Source organism: Methylobacterium marchantiae (assembly GCF_042679825.1).
Lineage (GTDB): Bacteria > Pseudomonadota > Alphaproteobacteria > Rhizobiales > Beijerinckiaceae > Methylobacterium > Methylobacterium marchantiae.
On the sequence record NZ_JBHTND010000097.1, the window covers coordinates 1 to 569 of the forward strand.

Genomic DNA, 569 nt, shown 5'->3' on the forward strand with positions numbered 1-569 from the left:
GGCGTTGTGGCTTGCCCATCAGCCAGACGGTCCGCCATTTCCGGAGCAAATGCGGGAGGACAGTTATGCGTTGGTCGTGCGCCCGCGCTGGCAACCGCAGTTGGTGCCGCTCACGGCATCTGCTTTTGCTGCCCTGACGGCGCTTGCCGAGGGAAAGACGTTCGGCGAGGCGTTGGACGCGGCGTTTGCGATCGACGAGGAGTTCGACGTTGCAGCGCACCTGGGGCATTGGCTGCGATTAGGGGTGTTTTCGGCGGAGCAGGGCGGGCGGAAGTGCCCACGCGCGCAAGCGTGCGAGGCCAATGAGCGTTAGCATGGGCACATCCGCCCGTCCTGTGAGCTGGTCAATCAGTGCAGGTCCTGGAAAGCGCGCAGGATGCGTGCCTCGCCGGTTTGGTCGTTAAAGCGTGCGTTGGCCTCGCGCGTGGCGTCGATCATGCGCGCAAGCTGGGCGTCCTCGAAGCGCGCCAGCTCCTCGTTGGCGGCGTCCAGCGCCATGGCCAGCTTGGCCCGCGCGTTCTGGTACAGCACGCTGGTGTACTGATCGGTGTTTTTCAGCAGCTCTTCCG

Annotated in this window: 1 protein-coding gene and 1 pseudogene; one reads left to right on the forward strand and one right to left on the reverse strand. The window is 65.0% G+C overall.

Annotation, left to right across the window (positions count from 1 at the left end; all coding sequences use genetic code 11):
- Nucleotides 1-313 (forward strand): annotated as a pseudogene (locus ACFQ4G_RS21990) (hypothetical protein); the annotation flags it as partial.
- A 35-nt stretch (nt 314-348) separates the two neighbouring features.
- On the opposite strand, the gene ACFQ4G_RS21995 reads toward ACFQ4G_RS21990, so the two are convergent.
- Nucleotides 349-569: hypothetical protein (locus ACFQ4G_RS21995; RefSeq protein WP_379041145.1), on the reverse strand; the 221-nt coding region annotated here is incomplete at its 5' end.